This is a genomic window from Paraburkholderia hayleyella (assembly GCF_009455685.1).
GTDB lineage: Bacteria > Pseudomonadota > Gammaproteobacteria > Burkholderiales > Burkholderiaceae > Paraburkholderia > Paraburkholderia hayleyella.
This window is the reverse complement of the sequence record NZ_QPES01000001.1, coordinates 1,629,591-1,647,760: the sequence shown is the minus strand read 5'-3', so window position 1 is coordinate 1,647,760 and position 18,170 is coordinate 1,629,591. Positions and strand designations below refer to the sequence as shown.

The 18,170-nt window shown below is 56.7% G+C and carries 13 protein-coding genes, 5 tRNA genes and 2 pseudogenes; 6 read left to right on the top strand and 14 right to left on the bottom strand.

What is annotated here, in order from left to right; genetic code table 11:
- Nucleotides 1-191 precede the first annotated feature (191 nt).
- The 3 genes from GH657_RS07435 to aceA all read left to right on the top strand — a co-directional run bounded on the left by GH657_RS07435 (nucleotide 192) and on the right by aceA (nucleotide 4,351).
- Nucleotides 192-461 (top strand): acyl-CoA-binding protein, encoded by a 270-nt coding sequence (locus GH657_RS07435; protein WP_153100115.1) that lies wholly within the window; start codon nucleotides 192-194, stop codon nucleotides 459-461.
- A 513-nt stretch (nucleotides 462-974) separates the two neighbouring features.
- Nucleotides 975-2,576, top strand: a complete 1,602-nt coding sequence (locus tag GH657_RS07430) for a DEAD/DEAH box helicase (RefSeq protein WP_153100114.1) — start codon at nucleotides 975-977, stop codon at nucleotides 2,574-2,576.
- Nucleotides 2,577-3,046: 470 nt separating this feature from the next.
- Nucleotides 3,047-4,351, top strand: a complete 1,305-nt coding sequence (gene aceA, locus GH657_RS07425; RefSeq protein ID WP_153100113.1) for an isocitrate lyase — start codon at nucleotides 3,047-3,049, stop codon at nucleotides 4,349-4,351.
- Nucleotides 4,352-4,401: 50 nt separating this feature from the next.
- Here aceA and GH657_RS07420 read toward each other — a convergent pair whose 3' ends face one another.
- Entirely contained in the window at nucleotides 4,402-4,836 is a 435-nt protein-coding gene (locus GH657_RS07420; protein ID WP_153100112.1) for a universal stress protein, read from the bottom strand.
- Between the two features lie 129 nt (nucleotides 4,837-4,965).
- Nucleotides 4,966-5,868 carry a LysR family transcriptional regulator gene (locus GH657_RS07415; RefSeq protein ID WP_153100111.1) on the bottom strand — a complete coding sequence of 301 codons (903 nt, stop codon included), beginning with the start codon at nucleotides 5,866-5,868 and terminating at the stop codon, nucleotides 4,966-4,968.
- A gap of 149 nt (nucleotides 5,869-6,017) precedes the next feature.
- On the opposite strand from GH657_RS07415, the gene GH657_RS07410 reads away from it, so the two are divergent.
- Complete coding sequence (locus tag GH657_RS07410; RefSeq protein WP_153100110.1) at nucleotides 6,018-6,830, top strand: haloacid dehalogenase type II; 813 nt, start codon at nucleotides 6,018-6,020, stop codon at nucleotides 6,828-6,830.
- Nucleotides 6,831-6,915: 85 nt separating this feature from the next.
- On the top strand, nucleotides 6,916-8,502 hold the full coding sequence (gene aceB, locus GH657_RS07405; protein WP_153100109.1) for a malate synthase A: 1,587 nt from the start codon (nucleotides 6,916-6,918) through the stop codon (nucleotides 8,500-8,502).
- A gap of 236 nt (nucleotides 8,503-8,738) precedes the next feature.
- Here the strand turns inward: aceB and GH657_RS07400 are convergent, their stop codons facing one another.
- From GH657_RS07400 to GH657_RS07390, 3 genes and pseudogenes are all read right to left on the bottom strand, one after another.
- Nucleotides 8,739-9,473: a hypothetical protein gene (locus GH657_RS07400; protein ID WP_153100108.1), complete on the bottom strand. Its 735-nt coding sequence runs from the start codon at nucleotides 9,471-9,473 to the stop codon at nucleotides 8,739-8,741.
- A 418-nt stretch (nucleotides 9,474-9,891) separates the two neighbouring features.
- Entirely contained in the window at nucleotides 9,892-10,362 is a 471-nt protein-coding gene (locus tag GH657_RS07395) for a GNAT family N-acetyltransferase (RefSeq protein WP_153100107.1), read from the bottom strand.
- A gap of 140 nt (nucleotides 10,363-10,502) precedes the next feature.
- Nucleotides 10,503-10,592, bottom strand: a pseudogene (locus tag GH657_RS07390) (IS3 family transposase); the annotation flags it as partial.
- 161 nt (nucleotides 10,593-10,753) lie between these two features.
- Here GH657_RS07390 and GH657_RS07385 point away from each other — a divergent pair.
- Nucleotides 10,754-11,380 carry a hypothetical protein gene (locus GH657_RS07385; RefSeq protein WP_153100106.1) on the top strand — a complete coding sequence of 209 codons (627 nt, stop codon included), beginning with the start codon at nucleotides 10,754-10,756 and terminating at the stop codon, nucleotides 11,378-11,380.
- 668 nt (nucleotides 11,381-12,048) lie between these two features.
- Here the strand turns inward: GH657_RS07385 and GH657_RS07380 are convergent.
- The 9 genes and pseudogenes from GH657_RS07380 to GH657_RS07340 form a co-directional block, all read right to left on the bottom strand.
- Nucleotides 12,049-12,768: pseudogene (locus GH657_RS07380) on the bottom strand (IS3 family transposase); the annotation flags it as partial.
- Nucleotides 12,769-13,072: 304 nt separating this feature from the next.
- A tRNA-Asp gene (locus tag GH657_RS07375) sits at nucleotides 13,073-13,149 on the bottom strand.
- 89 nt (nucleotides 13,150-13,238) lie between these two features.
- Nucleotides 13,239-13,314 (bottom strand) — tRNA-Glu (locus GH657_RS07370).
- A gap of 62 nt (nucleotides 13,315-13,376) precedes the next feature.
- Nucleotides 13,377-13,453, bottom strand: a tRNA-Asp gene (locus tag GH657_RS07365).
- Between the two features lie 80 nt (nucleotides 13,454-13,533).
- A tRNA-Glu gene (locus GH657_RS07360) sits at nucleotides 13,534-13,609 on the bottom strand.
- 277 nt (nucleotides 13,610-13,886) lie between these two features.
- Nucleotides 13,887-13,962, bottom strand: a tRNA-Ala gene (locus tag GH657_RS07355).
- A gap of 114 nt (nucleotides 13,963-14,076) precedes the next feature.
- Complete coding sequence (gene gltX / locus GH657_RS07350; protein WP_153100105.1) at nucleotides 14,077-15,486, bottom strand: glutamate--tRNA ligase; 1,410 nt, start codon at nucleotides 15,484-15,486, stop codon at nucleotides 14,077-14,079.
- A gap of 506 nt (nucleotides 15,487-15,992) precedes the next feature.
- A complete protein-coding gene (gene aspT / locus GH657_RS07345) occupies nucleotides 15,993-17,690 on the bottom strand; it encodes an aspartate-alanine antiporter (RefSeq protein ID WP_153101677.1) in 1,698 nt (565 codons plus the stop codon).
- A 153-nt stretch (nucleotides 17,691-17,843) separates the two neighbouring features.
- Nucleotides 17,844-18,107 (bottom strand): hypothetical protein, encoded by a 264-nt coding sequence (locus tag GH657_RS07340; RefSeq protein WP_153100104.1) that lies wholly within the window; start codon nucleotides 18,105-18,107, stop codon nucleotides 17,844-17,846.
- Nucleotides 18,108-18,170: the final 63 nt, after the last annotated feature.

The following is an 18,170-nucleotide window of genomic DNA, read 5'->3' as shown; positions in this document are numbered from 1 at the left end:
CTCGCTGCACTGTTTGGCTGGGCTAGAGGGTGGGCCTAAACGAGCATGCCGGACATGCCGGACATGCCGGACATGCGGCAGCAGCGAATCAGCATCCAGATGATGGATTGACCTCAAACCAGGCCGTGCTTGCTATGATCGGCCGCTCTTCTTCTCTATCCTCAACCCTCAACTTGTACGACACACTTTTTATGAGCGACCTCCACACCCAGTTCACCCAGGCCCAGGACGATGTCAAACAGCTCTCCGAGCGCCCGGGCAACCTGACCTTGCTGCGGCTTTACGCGCTCTTCAAGCAGGCCACCGATGGCGATGTACAAGGCGACAAGCCGGGTTTCACCGATATCGTCGGCAAATACAAATACGACGCCTGGACTGCGCTCAAGGGCACCGCACCGGACACAGCGAAACAGCAATACGTCGAACTGGTTGAATCACTGAAAAATGGCACGGCGGCTTAAAAAGCGAGTCATTCAACCACCATTTACCTTGATTTCGCCCGGGTCGAGCGGACACAAATCGAACACAAACCGGACACAGACCGGGCGCTGACCGGGCTCACAGCCCGGTCAGCATCGAATTATCCAGGAATTGTCTTAAAAAGTGGCGCAGCGCAGCAAAAGCCCGCTATAATGCGGGCTTAGCGCTTTTCCTGTTTGTGCCGCTTGGTACTTCGCGGCCTCTGCAGCGCGGCGCTTCGTAGCGTTTTGCTCCAATCCAGTTCAGAAACTGTCCCCTCCTGCCCAGGCCTTTACGGTCAGTCCTATCCCAGGCACCCGGCTGGCGACACGCCAGGTTGGCATGTTGCACCCGATACAGCTTCTAACTAAACACTCGCCCGCATCGCAAGCGAGTTGCCCCCGTTTTTCGATTTGTTCGCGGTTATTTTGCTCGCGGAATCCGACGACTTGGGTATGCCGATTGGCGCCGACGTTTTATTCCGACGTTTTATTCCCTGTGTTTCAAGGATTCTCATGACTTCGAGCAATACCCCCAGCCCCATGAACAGCATCGCCGATCAGGTTCTCGGCCTCGATACGCCAGCCACAACGCCTGCCGCCAGCCCCGTGGTTGCCGCTCCCACCCCGATTTCCGCCATTGCGCCCGAGGCGCAAATGGCCGCTGCACCGGCCGAAGCCGAAGGCCCATCGTTTGCCTCGCTCGGCCTGTCGCCAGAAATTGTCTCGGCGCTGACGGCCGCCGGCTATCAAAACCCCACCCCTGTGCAACAACGCGCCATCCCTGCTGCCATCGCTGGCCGCGACCTGCTGGTTTCGAGCCCGACCGGTTCGGGCAAAACCGCCGCGTTCATGCTGCCGGCCATCGAACGTTTCGCCCAGTTGCAAAAAACTCAAGCCAGCCAGCCGCGCGAACCCCGTGACGCTGCGGCCGGTGGCCGTACCCGCCGGCCGCAGCCGGTGGCACGCCCCAGCCTGCTGGTGCTAACCCCCACCCGTGAGCTGGCGATGCAAGTCACCAGCGCCGCATCAACCTACGGCAAGCACCTCAAGCGCCTGCGCACGGTGAGCATTCTCGGGGGCGTCGCTTATGGCCAGCAACTGATGCTGCTGGCAAAAAACCCTGAAATCCTGGTGGCCACGCCGGGCCGTCTGCTCGATCACCTCGAACGCGGCCGGATTGACCTGTCGCAGTTGCAAATCCTCGTGCTCGACGAAGCCGACCGCATGCTCGACATGGGCTTTATCGACGATATCGAAACCATCGTGGCCGCCACGCCGACATCGCGTCAAACCATGCTGTTTTCGGCCACGCTCGACGGCAAGATCAGCTCCCTGACCGGCCGTTTGCTGAAAAACCCGGAACGCATCGAAATCGTCCAGCGTCTTGAACAGCGCGCCAATATCGCGCAAACGGTGCATTACGTGGATGACCGCGATCACAAGGATCGTTTGCTCGATCACCTGCTGCGCGATGCAGGCCTCGATCAGGCCATCGTGTTTACCGCAACCAAAAACGATGCGGACCAGCTCGCGGGCCGTCTGGCGGATGCCGGTTTTGAATCAGCGGCCTTGCATGGCGATCTGCCTCAAGGTGCGCGCAACCGGACCATCCGTGCGTTGCGTGAGCGCAAGGTACGAGTACTCGTCGCCACCGATGTCGCGGCACGTGGCATTGATATTCCGGGCATCACGCACGTGTTCAACTACGATCTGCCGAAGTTCGCCGAAGATTACGTTCACCGCATCGGCCGTACCGGCCGTGCTGGACGCTCAGGTATTGCTGTCAGCCTCGTGCATCACGCCGAGCAAGGTGCGCTCAAGCGCATCGAACGCTTTGTCCGCACACCGCTGGCCGTGAACGTCGTGGCCGGCTTCGAGCCGCGCAAGACGGCTTCCAGTGGCGGCCGCGGTGGTTTCGCTGGCGGCCGTGGCCGTCCGGGCGGCGGCGGCGGTGGTGGCCGTCGCTTTGGCGGCGGCGGCAGTGGCGGCGGTAGCAAGCCAGCCGGTGGTGGTGGCTGGAGCGGCAAGTCTTCGGCGGGCACGGGCGGTTCGCGTGACGGCTACGGCGCACGCCGCAGCGAAGGCACACGCAGCAGCTCGCGTCGCGGCGGCTAAACGCCATAACGGGTGCGGTAGCACCAGCACGGGCGCATGCATCGAGCCCGTGCGGCTCGAAAAAACCGTCTGATCAGGATTTCCCGGTCAGGCGGTTTTTTTTCGCCTGATTTTTCCGCAATTTTTCGCGTGAACAGGACATCCCTGGCTTTATCGAATTTCATGATGTGAAAAATTCTTTTGCCTCGTAAAAAGTCATGCTGCGTGGCACAAGAGTCTCTTTGCAACAGAGGAAATGGCATTTCTCATTATAAAAAATAGATTTTATCTACATGATTTAAAACGATTAAAAATATAAATAAAATTCATGAAAGACACGTTTTCGGCACTTTTGCGCCCCTAGACTCTTATACAAGACTTCACGAAGCGGGCCGTCTCGGGCCGCACCCGCCACCGAGACCCCACCCGCGTTACGCCAGGCTCACCCTCCTCTTCGTTTTTGACCTTCACCACCATCCACGGAGCACACCATGTCACGTCAACAGCAAGCCGGGCAACTTCAGCAGGAATGGGCCACCGATCCACGCTGGAAAGGGGTCACACGCAGTTACAGCGCCGCCGATGTGGTCCGGCTGCGCGGTTCGGTGAGCGTCGAACACACGCTGGCCAAACGCGGTGCGCAAAAATTGTGGAGCCTCCTCAACCACGAACCCTTCGTCAATGCGCTCGGCGCGCTAACCGGCAACCAGGCCATGCAGCAGGTCAAGGCTGGGCTCAAGGCGATTTATCTCTCTGGCTGGCAGGTCGCGGGCGATGCCAACGTGGCCGGTGAGATGTATCCCGACCAGTCGCTGTATCCGGCCAATTCAGTCCCCCTTGTCGTCAAGCGGATCAACAATACGCTGACCCGTGCCGACCAGATTCAGTGGTCTGAAGACAAGAATCCCGGCGACGAGGGCTACACCGATTTCTTCGCGCCCATCGTCGCCGATGCCGAAGCAGGGTTTGGCGGCGTGCTGAATGCGTTTGAACTCATGAAAGCGATGATCGAGGCGGGGGCGTCGGGCGTGCATTTCGAAGACCAACTGGCCTCCGTGAAAAAATGCGGCCACATGGGCGGCAAGGTGCTCGTGCCCACCCGCGAGAACATCGCCAAGCTGACCGCGGCCCGGCTCGCGGCGGATGTTTGCGGCACCCCCACGCTTCTGATCGCGCGCACCGATGCCGAAGCCGCCGATCTGATCACCTCCGATATCGACGACAACGACCGTCCCTTTTTAACCGGCGAGCGCACCGTCGAAGGCTTTTATCGCACGAAGCCCGGCCTTGCGCAGGCAATTTCACGTGGCCTCGCCTATGCGCCGTATGCCGATCTGGTCTGGTGCGAAACCGGCAAACCGGATCTCGAATACGCCCGGCACTTCGCCGAAGCGATCCACAAACAGTTCCCCGGCAAGATGCTGTCGTACAACTGTTCGCCGTCGTTCAACTGGAAAAAGAATCTCGATGACGCCACCATCGCCCGCTTCCAGAAAGAACTGGGTGCGATGGGCTACAAGTTCCAGTTCATCACGCTGGCGGGCTTCCATGCGCTGAACTATTCGATGTTCAATCTGGCGCACGGCTATGCCCGCACGCAGATGAGCGCCTTCGTGGAAATGCAGCAAGCGGAATTCGCCGCGGCCGAACAAGGTTTTACGGCCGTCAAGCACCAGCGCGAAGTCGGCACCGGTTACTTCGATGCCGTGACGCAGACCGTGGAACGCGATGCCTCGACCACGGCGTTGCATGGCTCGACCGAGGACGCGCAGTTCTTCGATAAAAAGGTCGCCTGACAGCCGCGCAGGGAAACCGGTATGGCCAGGCGCGCTTGGGCTCGAGGCGCCTAGCGATACACGATGACGGGAACTTTGGTGTGCGTCAGCACGCGCTGGGTTTCACTGCCGATCAGCAGGCTGCCCAGCCCGCGCCGTCCATGCGAGGCCATGAAAATCAGATCGCAGCCGCCATGCTCGGCCGCCTCGATAATCCCCAGATAAGGCGCGGGATGCACGCTGGTCTGGCTCTCGCAGGCAATACCCGCGAGCCGCGCGGCGTCTTCGATCTGGCGCAGATGCAAACGGGCCTCGTGCTCGCTACGCACCTGAAAATCGACCGGCGGCTCGATCACGACCTCGGAGAACGAGGCATACGGATATTGCGGCAGGCAGGCATAGGCCGTCAGCCGTGCGCCGAGTGAGCGCGCCAGGCCAATCGCGCCATCAATGGCTTTTTGTGACAGATCAGAGCCATCTGTCGGAACCAGAATGTGTTTGAACATGATGTTTCCCCTGTGAGTAGAACGGCAAAGCGGCAAAGCGGCAGAGCGCCGGTACCGCAGGTGCGGCCGGCATGGCCTGTTTCATGAATGCCGGGATGAATGCGCGCTGAAGCGCCATGCCCTGCGAGTCTAGCCCCAGTACTCCTGGCGACCATACGTATGCTTCACAAAATCGAGAAAGAGCCGCACGCGCAGTGGCAAATGACGGCGTTGCGGAAATACGGCGTGAATCCCCACAGGCGGTGCTTCGAACGCTTCCAGCACGTTCACGAGGCGCCCTGCCACGATATCGCTGCCCACTTCCCACCACGAACGCCAGGCGAGGCCATACCCGCCGAGACACCACTCATGCAAAACCGCTCCATCGGAGCATTCCATCGTGCCGGAAACCTTGATCGACACCGTCTTGCCTTCTTGCTGGAAGGTCCAGCCGCGCTGCTGGTTCGCGCTTGCTCCCAGCGCCAGACAGTTGTGCCGTGCCAGATCCGCGAGCGTCGCAGGCGCCCCACGCCGCGCCAGATAATCAGGCGAGGCCACGCAGACGCGCCGGTTTTCTCCGAGCCGCAGCGACACCAGCGACGAATCCGGCAACGCGCCAAGGCGCACCGCACAATCGAAACCTTCATTGACCAGATCAACCGTGCGATCGGACAGATCCAGCGTGATCGAAACATCAGGATGAGCCGCGGTAAAAGCCGGCACGAGGGGCGCCACGTGGCGCCGGCCAAAACCAGCGGGCGCCGACACCCGCAGATGGCCGCTCGCCTTCACCCCGCCGGCCGACACGCTGGCTTCGGCATTTTGCATGTCGTGAATGATGCGCTGGCAATCCTCAAGAAACGCCGAGCCTTCGAAGGTCAGCGTCAGCTTGCGTGTCGTGCGCAGCAGCAGCTTGACGCCGAGCCGCTCCTCCAGCGCATCAATCCGGCGCCCGATGATGGCCGGTGCCACCCCTTCCGCCTGGGCCGCGGCAGACAGGCTGCCACGCGCCGCCACTGCAACGAAAGTCTCGATTTGCCGGAAACGGGCCATGACAGGGCATCCAGGAGAAAAGCCGCAAGGGAAATTTCGCCAGCCAGATTAGGTTGATGAAAGTAAAAGATCAAGTGATGATTAGGGACTTTTTTAGCATATGCGAACACTAATACAATCCGCAGAACTTTCTTCGGGAGCGTATGGCCATGTCCGCCATCCCGGCACTCGTGCCCAAAGCCGTGATTTTCGATGCCTATGGCACGCTCTTCGACGTGCATTCGGTAGTCGCCGCGGCCGAGCAGATGTTTCCCGGCCACGGCGACAGCCTGTCCCAGCTATGGCGGCAAAAGCAGATCGAATACACCCATTTGCGCACGCTCGCCGATCCGGCTGGCACGCATTACCAGCCCTTCTGGAATATCACGCTCGATGCGCTGCGCTATGCAGCGCACTGCCTCGGCCTGACGCTCGAGCGCCAGGCCGAAAAACGCTTAATGGACGAATATGCCTGCCTCTCCGCGTTTCCTGATGCGCTCCCTGCGCTACGCCAGTTGCGTCAGCTGGGCCAGTTGGGCCAGTCGCGGCACCCAGGCGCTACCGGCCCGGTGCCGGGCCTCGCGGTGCTATCCAATGGCAACCCGCAAATGCTCGACATCGCACTCAAAAGCGCGGGCATGACAGGCCTCTTCGACCATGTGCTGTCCGTCGAGGCCGTCCGTGCCTACAAACCCGCGCCCGCCGCCTATGCACTGGGCACCCGTGCGTTCGGCAATGCCCCGGCGCGCGACATCGTTTTTGTTTCAGCGAATGGCTGGGATGCCGTGGGCGCCTGCTGGTTCGGCTACACCACGTTCTGGCTCAACCGGCAACACGCCCGCGCCGACGAACTGGGCGTGACGTTTCATGGCACGGGTCAAGGCATGAACGACCTGGCACACTTTCTTCAAACCTTCGCGCCGTCCAGCCGTGGCCCTGGCCGTGCCCGCCCTGGCCACACTTCCCGCACTTCCCGCGCCTGATGTACATGAAACGTGACGGCCCCTTTCCCCACTCACCACACCCCGCAATCCACCTCATTACCATCCGACCGACCAAGGAGAAATCATGACAAGCACACTGCCACAAGGCATGGAAATAACCGGCGAGATCAAGCCCGGCTTCGAAGCCATCCTCACGCCTGAGGCGCTGGCATTCGTCGCCAGGCTGCATCGCACGTTCGAGCCACGCCGCCAGGCGCTACTCACGGCCCGCGCCGAACGCACGAAACGCCTCGATGCAGGCGAGCGCCCCGATTTTCTGCCGCAAACGCAGGCCATCCGCGCCGGCGACTGGAGCATCGCCCCGCTCCCGGCTGACCTGCGCTGCCGCCGTGTCGAGATCACCGGCCCCGTCGAGCGCAAGATGATCATCAACGCGCTGAACTCCGGCGCGGATTCCTACATGAGCGACTTCGAAGATTCGAATACGCCGAACTGGGACAACCAGATCAACGGCCAGATCAATCTGAAAGACGCCGTGCGCCGCACGATCGCGCTGGAACAAAACGGCAAGTCCTATCGCCTGAACGACATCATCGCCACGCTGATCGTTCGCCCGCGCGGCTGGCATCTTGACGAAAAGCACGTCCTGATCGACAGCCAGCGCGTCTCGGGCGGCCTCTTCGACTTCGCGCTGTACCTGTTTCATAACGCTAAAGAACTGCTCGCACGCGGCTCGGGGCCGTACTTTTATCTGCCCAAGATGGAAAACCATCTTGAGGCGCGTCTGTGGAACGATATTTTCATTGCCGCGCAAGACGTGCTCGGCCTGCCGCGCGGCACCATTCGCGCCACCGTGCTCATCGAAACCATTCTCGCCGCCTTCGAAATGGATGAGATCCTGTACGAGCTGCGTGAACACAGTTCGGGGTTGAACGCAGGCCGCTGGGACTACATTTTCTCGGCCATCAAGAAGTTCAGGAACGACAAGAATTTTTGCCTCGCCGACCGCTCGCAAATCACGATGACCGTACCGTTCATGCGTGCCTATGCGCTGCAATTGCTCAAAACCTGCCATCGTCGTGGAGCACCCGCGATTGGCGGCATGAGCGCGCTGATTCCGATCAAGAACGATCCGGTGGCCAACGAACGGGCGATGAACGGTGTGCGCTCGGACAAGGCCCGCGATGCGGGCGATGGCTACGACGGCGGCTGGGTGGCACACCCAGGCCTCGTGCCGGTCGCCATGGAAGAGTTCGTCAAGGTGCTGGGCACCCAACCCAACCAGATCGGCAAGCAGCGCGACGATGTGCAGGTAAGCGCACATGATCTGCTCGATTTCCGCCCGGAAGCGCCCATCACCGAAGCGGGCCTGCGCAATAACATCAACGTCGGGGTGCATTACCTGGGATCGTGGCTGACAGGCAATGGCTGCGTGCCGATTCACAACCTGATGGAAGATGCGGCAACCGCCGAAATCTCCCGCTCGCAGGTGTGGCAGTGGATTCGCTCACCGAAAGGCAAGCTCGACGATGGCCGCAAGGTCACAGCGGAACTGGTGCGCGATTTGACGGGGCAGGAACTGAAGAAAATCCTGGTAGAGGTCGGCGGCGACAGCCGCCCTTATGAGCGGGCCGCACAAATCTTCGAGGCGATGTCGACGTCGGAAAATTTTGCGGACTTCCTCACGCTGCCTTTGTACGAAGAGATTTAAAACGTGACTTGAAGGCTGCCGCAAGAGGCTGAACGGCCCCCCAAACGTTGGATGCCCGTCTGGCGATTTGGGGGGCCGTTCAGCCTCTTGCGGCAAAAGCGGCGCAATTTCGGTTACCGCCCAATGTCCGGGATGAATTGACCACGACAACCGGGCGGCATGGAAACAGCGCACAACTCAATTCGTTACATGGCGTGAATTCGCCAGACTCACGCCGGCTTTAAACATCCAAATTTTTAAGCGTCTTGATGAGTCATTGAGTAATTGAGCAATTGAATAATTTTTGTCATCTCTAATATTTTTTCTAATTCGTCGAGCTCCTGCATGACAATTTTCATTGCAGGTTCATTGGAAAAATCACGCCATAATTTATCGAGCATGGGTTCCAATTCTATTTTTTCACTGAGCAACTTGTTTATTTTTCCATCGGCTTCGAACAACTGCTTTGCCGCAGGCACAAACTTTTCACTAGCTTTAATTATGCTATCAAATTTTTCATAAATCACGGGATTATTTTTATTTCCGTAAGCTACATCTTTAATACCATCTGGAAAAGGATTTTTTTCTTGAAAATTTTTAAATTTTTCCATACAATATTTAATAAAGTATTGATCTTTCAATACACCCATACTTTCAGAATCATGAGATTTTATCAGGATTTCAAAATCCCTCTTCGAAAATACTAATTTTTTAAATATATTTGAAAAATTAGTGTTTATTTTTGTTAATTCTTTACTCTGCTTCACTATCAGATCGACATAATCAATGGCATCCTTGAGATCCACGGCACCCAAATTGATATTATTCGTGGGAAATAATTGCGGCCCAATAGTCGCAGCAGGATTTCCGGCAGGGGCAAGCGTACAGTTATTTCCCCCAATACCTCGAGGCACCGTATCATCTCCCTGATTTTGTTCATTTAACTGATTGAAACCGTTAACATTCTGTTTACCTACCGAGCTGGTTTGCATTTTTCAAGTAATTCCTGTGAATAAATCGTGGATATTGCCAGGCGCGACGAGTAAACAGCGATAGCCGCAATCGTTATTGATCTCTCGAAAATCGTTTCAAATCCTGTAACGGGTAGATTCGCGCCTGGTGGAATAATCATGTTTCGTTTTTTTAAAGATCACTCAAAGCCTCTTTAGGTAACACCGTGCTAGCAAACGTTCCTGCTAGCCTGATGGAGACGGAAACGCCGAACCGGGCGCGGCGGCGGCTTGTGCGCGTCCCGGTATCGCGGCAAACGAAAGACAGGTGTTCGTGCAAGATGAAGCGATGGCGCAAACGAAATCGCTGTGTCACGGCGAGTGCCTCCCCGCGATGAGCCCCAGCCACCGTGGCATTTCATTCGCGGAACGTTACAGGGCCGTTAGTGCCCGTTACGTGTCAAACGCGACGCGACATGTGCCAGAGCACGCCCAATCGCGCCAGCCTTGGGCCCACGGGCCGGTAACCTTTGCGGCAATACAGGTTCATGGCGGGATTATCGACGAACACCCGCAGTTGCAGCGTCTGCACCCCTCTTTCGCGCGCCCATTGATGCACGACATCGAGCAGGTAAGTCCCCGCGCCTTGCGAACGATGTGTCTTTGCAATTTGCAGGTCACGCACATGGAGCGAATTGTGTTCTTCGGTGAGGCGCAGCAAGCCGATCGGCTGGCCGCTGGCTTCGAGAATGTAATTTTCCGACTCACGCCAGCTGGCAAAAAACAGGTCGGCACGCCACAGCAGCCGATGCCGCCGGTAATAGCCGCCCATGTTGTCGAACGTCAGCGCTTCGGCAAACACGAAATCGTCCGCCGTGGCTTCACGCAAAAATAAGCCCAAAGGATAGGAGTCGCCGTTCGGATCGGCCATGCGCGGCACAAGGAAAATAGAATTCGTCCAAGTTAAAGCAGCCCGCATGGGCTGACAACCGCTATTTTTCGTTGCTGGTTTCTCTGGGAAAACGAAAAGCCCGCTTCAGAACTGCACCCACGAAGTTGGACAGTGAGAGTCTAGCGGGCTACCAAGGCCTGAGTCCTGTATTGCACGGGACTCAGGCTTTTTAATTTGCTCCTGATGCGTTCGTGGTTGTAGTAGTGGATGGGCATTACCCCCGTATTTCAGCTTGATTCTCATGCTGCAAGGTGCACATGAGCCTGCAAACGTACACACGACCGCAGGAATGAGCCCTTGTCTTACCTGATCAGACCAGACACAATATGGCCCAGGCGTCCTCAACATATCAAAAAAAGCGCAAATATCGATGATTGACTCCATTCAAACCACACTCGCTTCTGTCATCGCAACGATCAATTTTTCTCAGATATTACCTGTCTCTGTCATTGCGGCAGTCCTACTTTTCATATTTAAGGAATGCCTGGAAGGTAAAAGGAAGAGGAGAGCGAGAAGGTCGAGAAAAAATGCATTCGCCCGAGTTATAGGGAGTGAGATCAAGCAAAATTACGCATCCATTGATTCATTTTTCAAAATTTTGGATTTTTTACGCGAACATCGTGACTGCGCTAATCTTAAATTTCAATTCATATGCCTGAGACATGGCTATGAGTCATGCGTGATTTCAGCAGACAGAGACAGTCTGGAAATGACGCTACCTGAGTTCAAGACGAAATGGTATGAAAAACTCCTTATAGAGCTTTCAGAGCAAGAACCAGAAATCGCAGAAAAGGCGGAGAGGGCGTACGATTCTTTATATTTTCTATCTGAAAAAAGAAATTTACTCGCTTCGCTCATGGAGGGAGAACTTAGCGCATTTCTCAGAATGTGTGCTACAGCCCTCCTTGATCTCTTGCCACCAGAAAGAGACAGAATTGAAAACGAGCTAAAAGAGGCCTATGAGGCTCTTACTGGAAAGGACCGGATCTTTCCTTAGCCTTCTCAACTTTTCCGATCCACTGACCATCTTTGTCACGGGTAAATTCTGTACATGAAGGATAGTCCCTGCCTACAGTACGAAAAATGTGAAGTATGTGTTCAATTTCGACAAAATAGCACTTGGAGTTTCTATCTCTATCAGACGACACGAAAAAGCCGTCTAATCGTCCTGCTGCCTCCGATACAACGAAGACATAGCTATGGATAAATTGATTGCACAAAAATCGGATATCTCGGATTTCCGATTGGTGAACCGACAGATCATAATTCTCGTCCAAGCGATGCCAATTTAAGTAATCAACGTTTCGAATAGCAGAATGCACCATGAGATCAAACTTCATCTCCTTAGTGCTGTCGGAAACTTTGAATGTATCGAGTAGCTTGCGAACTGCGTAGAAGTCTAGAAATAGCTCCTTTTCAATTCGCACAAAAGTGCGTTCGGACGTCCTGTCGCTCAGATTAACTCGCCGAAGATATTCGGCAGACTTAATGAGCGGCATTTTCCAATATTCTGATTCCCAGATCATATTTTCCCTGATACATGGAACTTGGTCCCTTGCCCCAATTCCGATTGTCAAAACAAAATCCTGCGCAAGGCAGGATTTTGTTTTGACAATCGGCTGTTTCGGTAATACCCCCGTTTTCCAAGGCAGGCAGAAGTAGAAACTAAGCGGCCATGGCCAGCCGCTGCTTCGGGGTAAAACCGCCCAATGCCCTATTCGGGCGCTCGTGATTGTAAGTCCACATCCAGTCGGCCGCCGCTTCGCGCACCTGCTCCAAGTCTTCCCACAGATACTGCGACAGCCATTCGTATCGCGCACTCCGGTTGAACCGCTCGATATACGCGTTCTGCTGCGGCTTGCCCGGCTGGATGTATTCCAGCCGGATGCCTTGCCTTTGCGTCCACGTCACGATAGCCGCGCTCAGATATTCCGGACCGTTGTCGCACCGGATAACCTTCGGCTTGCCTCGTCATTCCAGATGCTGCTTCAGCGTGCGAATCACCCGCTCGGATGGCAACGAGAAATCCACCTCGATGCCCAGCGCCTCGCGGTTGAAATCATCAATTACGTTTAGCGTCCGGATACTGCGCCCGTCCGCCAGTTGGTCATGCATGAAGTCCATCGACCACACTTCATTGATGGCCTGCGGCACCGACAGCGGCTGTGGCGTCTCCCGCACCAGGCGCTTCTTCGGCTTGATACGCAGGTTCAGTTCCAGCTCGCGGTAAATCCGGTAAATGCGCTTGTGGTTCCAGCCCAATCCCTTCACGTTGCGCAGGTAGAAGTAGCACAGCAGAAAGCCCCAGTTGCGATGGCAGCCCGTGATACGCAGCAGCCAGTCGCCAATCTCTTCGTTCTCCGTGTTCAACTTCGCCTCGTACCGGTTTTCAGGACCATCAGCGCGTGCAACGCCTCTCGATAGGTCAAGCTTATATTTCCTGACCCTGGACAAATCAATTGCCATCGCACACGTTTTCAAGAGTTCCAGTGCCCGATGATAGCGACACTCTTATCTGTTGTACCAAGGGAGCGTTTGAACTGCTTCCCTGCGATGCGGGTATGCAGGTAGTACGTGCGACCACGTACATAGACGGGCAAATTCAGCATGCATTGCTACAAAATTTACTACCAGCCCTGAAATGCAAAAACCCTGCTAAATACATGATTTAGCAGGGTTTTTCAATCTTTGGCGGAGCGGACGGGACTCGAACCCGCGACCCCCGGCGTGACAGGCCGGTATTCTAACCAACTGAACTACCGCTCCAGTTTTTACATCGTGGCCTGCAAGCGTTGGTTGGCTCTTGCGAAGCTGCTGCGCCCCGTTCAACCCATTACCCTGGCGCGGCGGATGTCTGGCGTCCCCTAGGGGATTCGAACCCCTGTACTCACCGTGAAAGGGTGATGTCCTAGGCCTCTAGACGAAGGGGACAAAAAATGTGTGCGACTTCTTAATGAAAAAGCCCGCTCAGACAATCATGAACGGGCTTAGTCTGGCGGAGCGGACGGGACTCGAACCCGCGACCCCCGGCGTGACAGGCCGGTATTCTAACCAACTGAACTACCGCTCCAGTTTTTACATCATGGCTTGCAAGCGTTGGTTGGCTCTTGCGAAGCTGCTGCGACCGGTTACCCTGATGCAGCGGATGTTTGGCGTCCCCTAGGGGATTCGAACCCCTGTACTCACCGTGAAAGGGTGATGTCCTAGGCCTCTAGACGAAGGGGACATAATCTTTTCAGCGCCTGAAACTCAGGCTTTTGCCTAAATTTCTGCTTAAGCGCCTGCCGGATATATATCGTCAAATTAACTGACTGGCTTGTTAGCTTGTTAATTAGCTTGCAGGTTAAAACTTAATAAAACCTGAAAGATAAAACCGCCAGCAGTAAAGAACGCTATTCTAGCTTTCCTACCCTAGTTTGTGAAGTGTTTTTTACTTAAAAGTTTAGGGCTTACTTAACCTTGCTTAACTTCAACACTTCATCAACCGTTACAACCTGTTCTGATGGTGGAGGTAAGCGGGATCGAACCGCTGACCTCTTGCATGCCATGCAAGCGCTCTCCCAGCTGAGCTATACCCCCTTGCAGAACAGAAACGAGATTCTAGTGAGCAATTTGCGCTTTGTAAATACCCTTTGAGACCGCACACGTAAATTTTTCAGCATTCCGTGCGCGGGGCTCGTCCTGATGACAAATTCAGGCCAGCGCTTTTTCGATCCGGTCCACCACAACATCGCGGCCAAACAGCTGCAACACACTGTCGATTGAAGGCGTATGGGTCGTCCCGGCCACCACCAGCCGCACAGGCATCGCCAACTGGGGCATCTTCAGCTTGTGCGCGCTCAGGGTCGACTTCAGTGCCGCGGCAATCCCTTCCTTGCTCCATTCCGCTGCACGAAGTGCGGCCGCCAGATCAGCCAGCGCCGGACGCACAGCCGCAGTCAAATGCTGCGCTAGCAGCTCAGCATCCGGCTCTGGCGTGCGATAAAACATCACGGCGCTTTCGGCGATTTCCTTAAGCGTCGATGCGCGGTCTTTCAGCAAAGCGACCACCGCAGCCAGCTCGGGCCCCTGCTCTATCGCTGCGGAGTCCAGCGCCAGGGCAACGAAGAACGGCCGGACCAGTTCCGCCAGGCGCGCGTTATCCGCCACTTTGATGTAGTGATTGTTCAGCCAGTTGAGTTTGTCGTGATCGTACTGGGCCGGTGATTTGCCCAGATGATCCAGATCGAACCATTCGACAAACTGCTCGCGCGAGAAAATTTCCGCGTCGCCATGCGACCAGCCAAGGCGCGCCAGATAGTTCAGCACCGCCTCCGGCAAATAGCCCGCATCCCGGTAACCCGTGACGCTCATCGCGCCATGACGTTTGCTCATCTTCTCGCCCTGCTCATTGAGCACCGTCGGCAAGTGAGCGTAGACCGGTGGCTGGACGCCGAGCGCACGCAAGATGTTGATCTGGCGCGGCGTGTTGTTGACGTGATCATCGCCACGAATCACATGCGTGATGCGCATGTCGAGATCGTCCACGACGACGCAAAAGTTATAGGTCGGCGTGCCATCCGGACGTGCGATGACGAGGTCATCCAGCTCCTCGTTGGCAATCTCCACGCGGCCTTTTACCGCATCGTCCCAGCCCACCACGCCGCTCAGTGGATTGCGAAAACGCAGCACCGGTTCCACGCCAGGCGGCACCTCGGGTAACGTCTTGCCCGGCTCAGGACGCCATGTGCCGTCATAACGGGGCTTCTCGCCCGCTTCGCGCTGACGCTCGCGCAGCGCATCCAGCGCTTCGGTCGACATGTAGCACGGATAAGCCAGCCCGCTTTCGATCATCTGCTGCAACACTTCGCGGTAACGCTCCATGCGTTGCATCTGATAAAACGGGCCCTCGTCGAAATCCAGACCTAGCCACGCCATGCCCTCAAGAATCGCATCCACCGAAACCGCGCTAGAGCGCTCGACATCGGTATCTTCGATCCGCAATACGAAGGTGCCTTTCATCTTGCGCGCGAACGCCCATGGGTACAGCGCGGAGCGAATATTGCCAAGGTGGATGAAGCCCGTAGGGCTCGGGGCAAAGCGGGTGCGAACAGGGGTGGTCATGGACAGTTACTCGAAGGCTATTTCACGAAAAATGCGGGAAAAGAAGAAGGAGGATGTTTATCCGCGCACTCGCCCGGGCTCACCGCGCATCAGGTCAAACAATGACCGATACAGGCGCGGCAAGGATAGACGGCCGCATGCAATCCATACAACCCATGGCCAGGCACAGCGCAAAGCCCCAAACAGCGGGACGGATAAGGACCAGACAAGGGCCAGACAAAGGCCGGATTATACCTGCCCAGCCCTCTCGAACAGGCCCTTCGTGCATGAGTGAATGCGAGCGTCCGGTGCGCTTTGCCTGATTGACCTGTCCGGGAAATTTCGTGCCAACCCAATCTGAAAATAAGGGTTCCTCTGATCCGGGAAACCCGGGCGATTCACGGGGCCACGACTCTCCAGGCACCCGTGGTACGAAAAAAAACAGTCAGGTCACTTTTGAAACACGGAACACGTTTGCGGGCATTTGACGTTGCTCGTGGGTCTGGCATCTGGCCTTCAGGCATGGCCTATCGTATGACGTGCGCCAATCCGACGATAACCGGGCCCAGTACCGGGAGCATCACGTTGGCTATCGCGTAGGTCACCGTGTAGCCGAGCAACGGCACTGAACTCTGACTCTTCGCCATGATGGCGCTGATCGCCGGCGTGCTGACATGCTGACCTGCGATAGCACCAATGAGCAGCGGGCCTTCGATTTTGAGGACCTTATGGCCGATCCATAGCGATAGGCAAGCAGGGCCGAGTGATACGGCCAGCCCAATCAGTGGGATGACAGCCCCGTGCTCACGGATCAGCACGATCGCATCAGGTCCGGCGGATAAGCCGACGCAAGCGACGAAGGTGGCGAGGCCCAAATCTTTCAGCAGTTGCACGGAAGCCTGCGGTATCGCTCCGATGGCGGGCCGCCTGAAATTGATCCAGCCGAACACGAGCCCGCTGAGCAGTGCACCTCCACCACTGCCAAGTGACAGAGGGATACCCCCGACTTTCAATGTCAGGCTTCCTACAGCGAGCCCGAGCAGGATGCCGACACACAGAAAGACGAGGTCGGTCACATCGGTTGTTGTCGCTTCTTTTCCAAGTTGTCGCACTACCGCGCTCAACATAGGTTCTACGCCCACCAGGGTGACATGGTCACCATATTGAAGGCGCGTGCCGGGCGTGATCGGAAGGCTGAGATGCGAGCGCGTGACGCGCTGGATCCACACGGCTCGCAAATGCATCGATGTCCCAGTCCGGAACAGCTCGCTCAAAGTGAAGCCATTGACGGCTCGCTCACCCACGATAACCTCGCGCTGAGCCAGTTGGAGGGCATCAGAGTGCCCTTCGGGAAGCAGTGTTTCGGGGCCGATCAGTCCGCCCGCCTTCACGAGGCGATCACGCCGCCCGATCAGCGCAATAACATCACCCGCGACCAGAACTTGCCCCGGGGTCGGCTCTGCGGCAACGCCATGGCGGAACAAACCAATCACCAAGGTGCGCCCGCCTATCTCATGTTCAAGCGCTTCGATTGCCAGCCCCACCGCTTTTTCAACACGAAATGCCCGGCCGACAATCCGTGGTAATGCCGGCTGGCTGGCCACGTCGTCCTCAGTCGCGGCCTCCATGCTGGCGGCCATTTCTTTCGACGCTGTGCGCAGGTTGATGCCTAATAGAACCGGCGCAATCTGGCTCGTGAAAAACACGATGCTGATCAAGCCCACCAGATAAGTGAGGGTATACGCAGTGGCAATGTTTGCTTCCAGCCGGGCCATCCCGGAGGGCTCCAGACCGAGATGCCGGAGTGCCTCTGCGGCAGTCCCGACAACCGCCGATTCGGTCGCTGCGCCGGCAGCGAGACCGGCAGCGGTCCCTGCATCGAGGCCGAGCAGCGATACCGCCGCCAGCACGACTGCCAGCACGACGACAGCCTCAATCAGCGGCAACACCATATACCGTAGAGTCGAGCGATTGAGATTGGCAAAAAATTGCGGCCCGCCTGAATAGCCCATCGCAAAGATGAACAGCGCGAACGCAACCTCTTTCAGCTCGCCATGCAACTGACAGCCCGTCTGGCCTAGCACAAGCGCGACAATCAAGGTTCCGCAGACACCGCCGAGTTGAATGGGGCCCACTCGTAGCTTGCCGAAAAGGTAGCCCAGTCCCACCGTGACAAATAAAACTGCCATAGGTATGGTGGCAAAAAACCCGATGGAACATTTCATAAGGACGGCCCCCACTCGCAGATTATCGCTAACCGGTTGGATAGCGATGCCCAACCTGACACAGGTACGCTCCCGGTGCACGTATCAACCTGCGCGACACGCCCAATACTGCACAGACCGATTCGACCGATTCATCTCCACCAATCTGATCGATTACTTCGTCCGTTCGCACCCTTCCGACATCAAGAACGCGGTCGCTTTTTTAAAAATGGTCTTCTCACGCTCGGGGTGCCCGATGCGCGCCTCAAGTTCTTTAATGCGTTGCTGATCCGGCGTGAGCACCCTGGACGTAGCACGGTCTCGCCGTGCGCCGGCCGAACGGCTCGCCTCAATATGGCTATAGCCCTCTTGCTGTTTGAACTCCAGGGAAAACGTACGCCGTTGTCTGGTCATCAGACACCTCTTCATGGCGAGCATTCTCTCCTAAATCAGGGTCCGGGAGCATTAGGCTGCTACACAGCAAGTAAAGCCTCGCGGTGG